General features: G+C 74.6%; 10 protein-coding genes. 6 read left to right on the top strand and 4 right to left on the bottom strand.

The features are described 5' to 3' along the window. Nucleotides 1-222: hypothetical protein (locus E1293_RS48975; RefSeq protein WP_424923720.1), on the bottom strand; the 222-nt coding region annotated here is incomplete at its 3' end. 1 nt (nt 223) lies between these two features. On the opposite strand from E1293_RS48975, the gene E1293_RS40680 reads away from it, so the two are divergent. Continuing rightward, on the top strand, nt 224-1,183 hold the full coding sequence (locus E1293_RS40680) for a hypothetical protein (RefSeq protein WP_207939398.1): 960 nt from the start codon (nt 224-226) through the stop codon (nt 1,181-1,183). A 103-nt stretch (nt 1,184-1,286) separates the two neighbouring features. Continuing rightward, nucleotides 1,287-1,922, top strand: a complete 636-nt coding sequence (locus E1293_RS40675; protein ID WP_132204434.1) for a hypothetical protein — start codon at nt 1,287-1,289, stop codon at nt 1,920-1,922. Nucleotides 1,923-1,965: 43 nt separating this feature from the next. On the opposite strand, the gene fabI is transcribed toward E1293_RS40675, so the two are convergent. Next, nucleotides 1,966-2,751, bottom strand: a complete 786-nt coding sequence (fabI, locus tag E1293_RS40670; protein ID WP_132204432.1) for an enoyl-ACP reductase FabI — start codon at nt 2,749-2,751, stop codon at nt 1,966-1,968. Nucleotides 2,752-2,756: 5 nt separating this feature from the next. Next, nucleotides 2,757-3,461, bottom strand: a complete 705-nt coding sequence (locus E1293_RS40665) for a beta-ketoacyl-ACP reductase (RefSeq protein ID WP_132204430.1) — start codon at nt 3,459-3,461, stop codon at nt 2,757-2,759. Nucleotides 3,462-3,619: 158 nt separating this feature from the next. Between E1293_RS40665 and E1293_RS40660 the strand changes: the two genes are divergently transcribed. After that, nucleotides 3,620-5,119, top strand: coding sequence for a TldD/PmbA family protein (locus E1293_RS40660; protein ID WP_207939397.1), 1,500 nt, complete (start codon nt 3,620-3,622; stop codon nt 5,117-5,119). A gap of 5 nt (nt 5,120-5,124) precedes the next feature. Then, entirely contained in the window at nt 5,125-6,498 is a 1,374-nt protein-coding gene (locus E1293_RS40655) for a metallopeptidase TldD-related protein (protein ID WP_132204436.1), read from the top strand. Nucleotides 6,499-6,564: 66 nt separating this feature from the next. Here the strand turns inward: E1293_RS40655 and E1293_RS40650 are convergent, their stop codons facing one another. Next, complete coding sequence (locus E1293_RS40650; protein ID WP_132204426.1) at nt 6,565-6,777, bottom strand: dodecin; 213 nt, start codon at nt 6,775-6,777, stop codon at nt 6,565-6,567. 69 nt (nt 6,778-6,846) lie between these two features. Between E1293_RS40650 and E1293_RS40645 the strand changes: the two genes are divergently transcribed. Together E1293_RS40645 and E1293_RS40640 are read left to right on the top strand one after the other, a co-directional pair. Then, complete coding sequence (locus E1293_RS40645) at nt 6,847-7,182, top strand: DUF3099 domain-containing protein (RefSeq protein WP_132204424.1); 336 nt, start codon at nt 6,847-6,849, stop codon at nt 7,180-7,182. 475 nt (nt 7,183-7,657) lie between these two features. Beyond that, nucleotides 7,658-8,627 (top strand): protein kinase domain-containing protein (locus E1293_RS40640; protein ID WP_132204422.1); only part of this gene is annotated, 970 nt, incomplete at its 3' end.

Below are 8,627 nucleotides of genomic sequence, written 5' to 3'. Positions count from 1 at the left end.
CGGCCCCACCACAGACGGCCCCAGCACGGACGGCCCCACCGCAGACGGCACCACCACAGTTGGCGCCAGCACGAACGGCGCCAGCACAGACGATCCCCACACGGACGGCCCCAGCACCGACGATCCCAGCACCGACGATCCCAGGACGGACGGCGCCACCACGGACGGCGCCACCACGGGCGATCCCAGCACGGGCGGCGATCCCAGCACGGGCGGTCTCATTGTGAGCAGCCTGCATCGGCTGCTGGAGCCGCGCGAGGATCCCTCCGCCGCGCCCGGTGCCGTCGTCTACGGGCGCGGCGAGCAGCGCCCCTTCGACCTCGACCTGGTCATCGTCACGGACGGCGCCGCCCTCGACGTGGAGCTGTGCGCGGTGCTGGCCGAGGCGTGCCCCGACGGCGCCCACCTGGTGCTGTGCGCCGAGGCGGGCGCCCCGCCGCCCGCCGGGCCCGGCCGGCCGCTGGACGACCTGGAGGCGTCCGAGACGGTACCGGTGGTGGCGCTGGACGCCGAGCCGCCGTCCGAGCCGATCGCCGCGCTGACCGAGGCGGTGCGCGGCGGGGAGCTGGCCGCCGTGGACGCGCCCGGACGCGAGGTCGTCATCGTGCCCGCCGAGAGCCCCGGCGAGGCAGTCCACCGGGCCGTGCAGCTCGTCACCGACTCGATTCCGCGCGCGCTCGGCATCGCGGTCGAGGACGTTCAGGTGGTCGTGCCGGCGGCGGGCGGCGAGGTGGGCGCGGGCGCGCTCAACGCCGCCCTGAAGGCCCGCCTGAACCCGGGCCCGGGCGCGTTCGGCGGCATGGACCCCGGTGACCGGGTGGTCGTCGCCGCGCCGCTCCCGCATGCCCCGCTCGGCGAGACGGGCGTGGTGACCGGCGGCGGCCCGCACGGGCTGGAGGCCGCGTTCCCCGGCGGCACCGCGGTGATCGCCCCGGCGGACGCGCCCCGGCTGCGGCACGGCTGGGCCGTGACCGTCGCCCTGGCGCGCGGGACGCGGCGGGACGCCGTCGTCGCCGTCATGCCCGCGGACGGGCTGTCGCGGCCGCTGGTGGCCACCGCGTTCGGGCTGGCGCGCCGGCACCTGTCGGTCGTGCAGGCGGCGGGGCCCGCGCTGGCCAGGGCCGTCCGCGACGACGGCGCGCCCGCGCGGCGCACCAGGCTGGCGCGGCTGGTGGCCCAGTGAGGTACTGACGGGTAAAGAAACCCCCGTGCCGCGGTTTACGGACGGCCCCGTATGGGACACGATGTCAACAAGGGTCACGGACGGCATCGGGTGGAGGAGCGACATGCCCCAGCGGCTCAGGCGGCTCGGTACGGCGTCGGCGGCGGTCTCGGCGGGGGCGCTCGTCCTGGTCCTCGCCGCCCCGGCGGCCGAGGCGGCGGCGGAGACGTGCAAGAAGGGCGTCGACCCCGAGACCACGGTCGAGAACTGGAAGTGCAACCTCGGCAACCTGCGCGAGGCGCTCACCCCGAAGAGCCCCACGCCGGCGCCCACCGAGTCCAAGACCGCGAAGCCCGCCCCCGAGAAGCCCGCGAAGAAGAAGCCGGCCGCCAAGGCGCCCGCCAAGAGCGCGCGCAAGCCGGCGCCGAGCGGCGGGCAGGCTGTCCCGTCCGGGCCGTCGACCATGACCGACGCGCAGGGGCTCAGGCCGTACTCGGGGCAGGCGCCGCCGAGCACGTCCGGGCTGCCGGGCGTCCTGCCCACCCCGGAGATCGCCGCGCAGCCGAACGCCTACCGGTACGGGACCGGCGGCACGGCCGCGATGCCGCAGACGCGGCTCATCTCCCCCGTCGCCGCGACCGGGCGGGACGACGGCCGGCTGCTGCTCGTCGCCGCCGCGGCGGGCGCCGCCGGAGCCGTCGGCGCCCTCAACATCAGCGTCGCGGGCCGTGCCCTGCGCCGCCGCCGCGCCACCCGCTGAGCGTCAGGCGCCACCCTCAGGCGGGCCCCCTCAGGCAGGCCCCTCAGGCGGGGGCGCCGACGGAGTGCAGGCCGCCGTCCACGTGGACGATCTCGCCGGTCGTCGCGGGGAACCAGTCCGACAGCAGGGCCGCGCACGCGCGGGCCGTGGGCTCGCTGTCCTTGATGTCCCAGCCGAGCGGCGCCGCCTTCGGCCACAGCTCCGTCATGCCCTCGAAGCCGGGGATGCTCTTGGCCGCCATCGTCGCGAGCGGTCCCGCCGCGACCAGGTTCACCCGGATGCCCTGCGGGCCCAGGTACTTGGCCAGGTAGCGGGCGCACGACTCCAGGCCGGCCTTCGCCACGCCCATCCAGTCGTACACCGGCCATGACTTGGTGGCGTCGAAGTCCAGGCCGACGACCGAGCCGCCGTCCTTCATCAGCGGAAGGCACGCCATCGTCAGCGACTTCAGCGAGTACGCGGACGCGTGCACGGCGGTCGCGACGTCCTCCCACGGCGTCTCCAGGAAGTTGCCGCCGAGCGCGTTCTGCGGCGCGAACGCGATCGCGTGCATGACGCCGTCGAGATGGTCGAAGCCGTGGTCGCGCAGGTTGCCCGCGAGCCCGTCGAGCTGCTCGGTGTTCATCACGTCCAGCTCGATCACCGGCGGCGGGTCGTCCGGGCCGGACGGCAGCCGCTTGGCGGTCCGCTGCGTGAGCGTGGGCCGCGGGTAGGCGGTCAGGGCGACCTCGGCGCCCTGCTCCTGCGCGACCCGCGCCACGTGGAAGCCGATGGAGGCGTCGGTGAGGACGCCGGTGACCAGGATGCGCTTGCCTTCGAGGATTCCCATGCCCGTCAGTGCCCCATTCCCAGGCCGCCGTCCACCGGGATCACGGCCCCGGTGATGTAGGCGGCGTCCTCGCTGGCCACGAACCGCACGGCCTTGGCGATCTCCTCCGGCTTGGCGATCCGGCCGAGCGGCACCGCGGCCATGATGGTCTTCTGCTGGTCCTCGGTGAGGACCGCCGTCATGTCGGTGTCGACGAACCCGGGCGAGACCACGTTCACCGTGATGCCCCGCGACCCGAGCTCGCGGGCGAGCGAGCGCGCGAACCCGACCATGCCCGCCTTGGACGCGGCGTAGTTGGACTGCCCCGCCGAGCCCATCAGCCCGACGACCGAGGAGACCAGCACGATCCGGCCGGTGCGCTTGCGCATCATCGCCTTCACGGCCCGCTTGGCCACCCGGTACGAGCCGGTCAGGTTGGTGTCGACGACGGAGGCGAAGGAGTCCTCGCTCATGATCGCCAGCAGGGTGTCCTTGGTGATCCCGGCGTTGGCGACGACCACCTCCACCGGGCCCTGCTCGGCCTCGACCTTGGCGAAGGCGGCGTCGACGTCCTCGGTGCTCGTCACGTCGCACCGGACGCCGAACAGCCCCTCGGGGGGCTCGCCCGACCGGTAGGTGACCGCGACCGCGTCGCCCGCCGCGGCCAGCTCGCGGGCGATGGCCAGGCCGATGCCCCGGTTACCCCCGGTCACGAGGACAGAGCGACTCATCACGACCCTCTCGTTGTGCTGCTCGTTGGCTGCTGCCCGACACTAGCGGCCCCGGGACGCCCGTGCGGATGTGCCGAACCGACAAGATCCGCTCACCCCGGTTTGTTCGGTCCCGCGCCGCTCCGCCGCGGGCGGGCGCGGGCGGTAGGTTGCTGAGGGTGCATGACATCGATCCCGCCTTCACCGCGCTGCCGCTGCGCGCGCTGGCCGACGCGGCCCTGTCCCGCGCCCGGGAGCTGGGCGCCGAGCACGCCGACTTCCGGCTGGAGCGCATCCGCAACCAGACCCTCGCACTACATGACGCCGCCCTGGAGACCGCCTTGGACGCCGACCGCGTGGGCCTCTCGGTCCGGGTCGTCAAGGACGGCACCTGGGGCTTCGCCGCCGGCATCGACCTGACCCCGGACGGCGCCGCGCGCGTCGCCGCGCAGGCCGTGGACGTCGCCGCCGTCGCCAAGGCCGTCAACCGCGAGCCCATCGAACTGGCCCCCGAACCCGTGCACGGCGAGCGGACCTGGGTCTCGGCCTACGAGACCGACCCGTTCGACGTGCCGACCGCCGACAAGGTCGCGCTGCTGTCGGAGTGGAGCCGCCGCCTGCTCGGCGACGACCGCGTCGACCACGTGGACGCGACGCTCCTGCAGGTCAAGGAGAACAAGTTCTTCGCCGACCTCGCCGGGACGGTCACCACCCAGCAGCGCGTCCGCCTCCACCCGGTCGTCAACGCCGTCGGCATCGGCGACGGCGTGTTCGACACCATGCGGACGCTCGCGCCGCCCGCCGGGTACGGGTGGGAGTGGCTGTCGGGCGAGCACTGGGACTGGGACGGCGAGCTGGCCCGCATCCCCGAGCTGCTCGCCGAGAAACTCGCGGCGCCGTCGGTCGAGGCCGGCGTCTACGACATCGTCGTCGACCCGTCCAACCTGTGGCTGACGATCCACGAGTCGATCGGGCACGCCACCGAGCTGGACCGGGCGCTCGGCTACGAGGCCGCCTACGCCGGCACCTCGTTCGCCACGCCCGACAAGCTCGGGAACCTGCAGTACGGCTCCAAGGTCATGAACATCACCGGGGACCGCACCGCCGAGCACGGCCTCGCCACCATCGGCTACGACGACGAGGGCGTGCGGACGCAGGCGTTCGACATCGTCTCCGAGGGGCGCTTCACCGGCTACCAGACCGACCGGCGCATCGCCCGCCTCACCGGCGCCGCGCGCTCCAACGGCTGCGCGTTCGCCGACGCCGCGTCCAGCATGCCGATCCAGCGGATGGCGAACGTCTCGCTCAAGCCCGCCGAGGGCGGCCCGTCCACCGACGAGCTGATCTCCGGCGTCGAGCGCGGCATCTACATCGCCGGCGACAAGAGCTGGTCGATCGACATGCAGCGGTACAACTTCCAGTTCACCGGGCAGCGGTTCTACCGGATCGAGAACGGGCGCCTGGCCGGGCAGCTCCGCGACGTCGCCTACCAGGCGACCACCACCGACTTCTGGAACTCGATGGAGGCCGTCGGCGGCCCGCAGACCTACGTGCTCGGCGGCGCGTTCAACTGCGGCAAGGGCCAGCCGGGGCAGGTCGCCCCGGTCAGCCACGGCTGCCCGTCGGCGCTGTTCCGCGGCGTCAACATCCTCAACACCCTGAAGGAGGCGGGCCAGTGAGCCGGATGAGTCCGCAGGAGGCCGTCGAGCGGGCCCTGGCGCTGTCGCGCACCGACGACTGCATCGTCATCGCCGACGAGGCCAGCACCGCGAACCTGCGGTGGGCGGGCAACACCCTCACCACCAACGGCGTGACCCGCTCCAGCCGCCTCACCGTCATCGCGCTGCGCGACACGGCCGGCGGTGTCGCGGCGGGCGTGGTGTCGCGGTCGGCGGTCGGCGCCGACGGCATCGAGGACCTGGTGCGCGCCGCCGAGGCCGACGCCGCCGGCAACGAGCCCGCCGAGGACGCCGCGCCCCTGATCACCGAGGGCGCCGCGGCCGGGTGGGACGACGAGCCCGCCGAGACGGGCATCGGCGTGTACGAGGGGTTCGCGCCCGCGCTCGGCGAGGCGTTCGCCGCCGCGCAGGCCGGCGACCGGCGGCTGTACGGGTTCGCCAACCACGTCCTCACCTCGACGTTCCTCGGCACCTCGGCCGGCCTGCGGATGCGGCACGACCAGCCGACCGGGCTGCTGGAGCTGAACGCCAAGGGCGCGGGCGGCTCGGCGTGGGCGGGCGTGGGCACCAGCGACTTCACCGACGTCGACGTGGCCGCGCTCACCGGCGGCCTCGCCCGCCGGCTGGAGTGGGGCGAGCGGCGCGTCGACCTGCCCGCCGGGCGGTACGAGACGATCCTGCCGCCGTCCGCCGTCGCCGACCTGATGATCTACCTGTACTGGTCGGCGGGCGCGCAGGACGCGCTGGACGGCCGGACGGTGTTCAGCGCCCCCGGCGGCGGGACCCGCGTCGGTGACCGGCTCGCGAACCTGCCGGTCACGCTGTCCAGCGACCCGGCCGCCGCCGGCATGGAGTGCGCGCCGTTCCTCGTCGCGCACGCCTCCAGCCGCGAGTCGTCGGTGTTCGACAACGGGCTCGCGCTCGGCGCCACGGACTGGATCAGCGACGGGACCCTCACGTCCCTCACCCAGACCCGGCACTCCGCGGAGCGCACCGGCCTGCCGCTCACCCCGTCCATCGACAACCTGGCGATGACGGGGCCGGGCGGCGGCGCGACGCTGGAGGAGATGATCGCCCGCACCGAGCGCGGGCTGCTGCTGACGTGCCTGTGGTACATCCGGGAGGTCGACCCGCAGAGCCTGCTGCTGACCGGCCTCACCCGCGACGGCGTCTACCTCGTCGAGAACGGCGAGGTCGTCGGGGCCGTGAACAACTTCCGGTTCAACGAGAGCCCCGTCGACCTGCTGTCGCGGCTCGGCGAGGTCGGCGAGACCGGGCCGACGCTGCCGCGCGAGTGGTCGGACTACTTCACCCGCGCCGCGATGCCGGCCCTGCGCATCCCCGACTTCAACATGTCGACGGTGTCGCAAGCGTCCTGACGTCCCGCGTCCCGCAGGGTCCGCCTCCGCGGGGGCGGGCCCTGCGGGACGTCCGGGGCCCGGCGCTCAGCCGTCCTCCAGGCGGAAGCCGACCTTCATCGTGACCTGGAAGTGGGCGACCTCGCCGTCCTCGATCTGGCCGCGGACCTCCGACACCTCGAACCAGTCCAGGTGGCGCAGGGTCTGCGAGGCGCGCCGGACGCCGTTGCGGATCGCGGTCTCCATGGACTCCGGCGAGGTCCCCACGATCTCCGTCACCCGGTACGTGCGATCGGTCATCTCGTTCCTCCCGATTTTCGGGCCCGTCCTGCCGTTACAGGCCGGACCCCATGGGCTTACCGTGGAAAGGTGAAGGTCAATCCCCGCCACCACCGGGAGCCGGCGGTCTACACGGTCACCGACGCTCCCCGCCCCATGTCGGAGGACATCGGGCACCGGCAGCGCCGCTACCTCATCTCCATGGGCGTCCGCACGGCCTGCTTCGTGGGCGCGGTCGTGGCCGCGGTGGCGGGGGCGCCGTGGTGGCTGGCGCTCCTCATGGTCGTCGGCGCCCTCCTGCTGCCCTACGTCGCGGTCGTCGTCGCCAACGGCGGACGGGAGCCGACGGCCTCGGCGTCCTTCGACGACCGCGCACAGAGGGAACAGAAGCCGGATTCCGGACAGCGACCAGAAATCGGGTCGTGACATTCTCTTGACTAACCGCGGGGGGTTTCGGTGTACGATTTGTACCGGCGCTCTGGTCCCCCGTCGGGGCGCCCGTGCCGGTGTTCCGGGCCCCCGTCGGAACACCGATGATGCGGCGCCGGGTGGATTGCCCCCGTATCCACCCGGCGCCGCTTTTCAATGTCCGGGGTCTGCCTTGGCGTTCGGCCGAGGTGCGCACGACCCTCGCGTGACCCGCCGCTGAACCGCCGCCCGGCCGCGAGCACATCCACGCGGAAACGCAAGTCCCCGGTCTGGCCTGCTCCGGCCATGACCCGAAACCCGCCTCTTCCGAACTTTTCGCCCTCGCGTCCGTGCGCGCGCGGCCCGTCGGGGGCGCGGCGTCTCCGGCTGTGCACCCTCCGTCAGAACGGGCCGGTCGCGCACCGATCCATTCCGGGCCGCGCTGCGTACTGCTGAGCGGCGATGACCGTCCCCGCGCCAGAGGGGAGGCCCCGTGGACCCGGGATTCCGGCTGGAGGACCGCTACCGCATGGAGCGCCGCGTCGGCAGGCGCGGCCCGGCGCAGGTGTGGCTCGCGCACGACGAGCTGCTCGCCCGCCCCGTCGCCGTGACGCTCGTCGGCGTCCGGCGCTCCCAGCGGGACCTGCGGCGGCGGCTGCGGGACGCCGCGCGGGCGGCGGCGGCGCTCGCCCACCCGAACATCGTGACCACCTACGACTACGGCGAGGCCGAGAGCTCGGACGGCGACGCCCTCACCTACGTCGTCACCGAGTTCCTGACCGGCGAGTCCCTGGCGGCGCGCCTCTCCCGCGGCCTGCCGGGCGCCCAGGAGGCCGCCCGCGTGTGCGCGCAGGTCGCCGACGCCCTCGCCGCCGTCCACGCCTGCGGGGTCGTCCACGGCGATCTGAGGGCCGCGCAGGTGTTCCTCACCCCGGACGGGGTGAAGCTCCTCGGGCTGGGCGTCACCGGCGCCGCGGGCGATGACCGCGAGCCCGGCGGACCGGAGGCGGACGAGGCGGCGGGCCGGGCGGCGGACGTGCTGGCGTTCGGCGGGATCCTCGCCGAGTGCCTGACCGGCCGGGCGGACGGCCCGCCGGACGAGGCGGACGGCCTGGGTGCTCTGGCGGCGCGCTGCCGCGCCGCCGACCCCGATGGGCGTCCGCCCGCCGCGGAGGTGGCGCGCGTGCTCTCCGCGCGGGCGGCGGAGACGGCCGTCCTGCCGGGGCCCGCGGCGGGCACCGGGGAGCGGGCTCCCGTGCGGCGGCGGCTGTCCCGGGCCAGGCGCGCGGCGGTGCTCGGCGGCGCCGTCGCGGCCCTGCTGGCGCTGGCGCTCGTCCCGCTCGCGGTGATCCTGTCGGCGCTGCACGACTCCGCACCGGGCGGCCTCGCGCTGCCCGCCCCGCCGCCTCGGTCGGCAGGGGCGCCGCCGACCGGCCCCGCGCAGGACCCGCAGGCCCCGTCCC

Origin of the sequence: Actinomadura darangshiensis, assembly GCF_004349235.1 — a bacterium.
Taxonomy (GTDB): domain Bacteria; phylum Actinomycetota; class Actinomycetes; order Streptosporangiales; family Streptosporangiaceae; genus Spirillospora; species Spirillospora darangshiensis.
The sequence above is the reverse complement of the archived record's forward strand: the minus strand, read 5'-3'. Positions and strand labels throughout refer to the sequence as shown.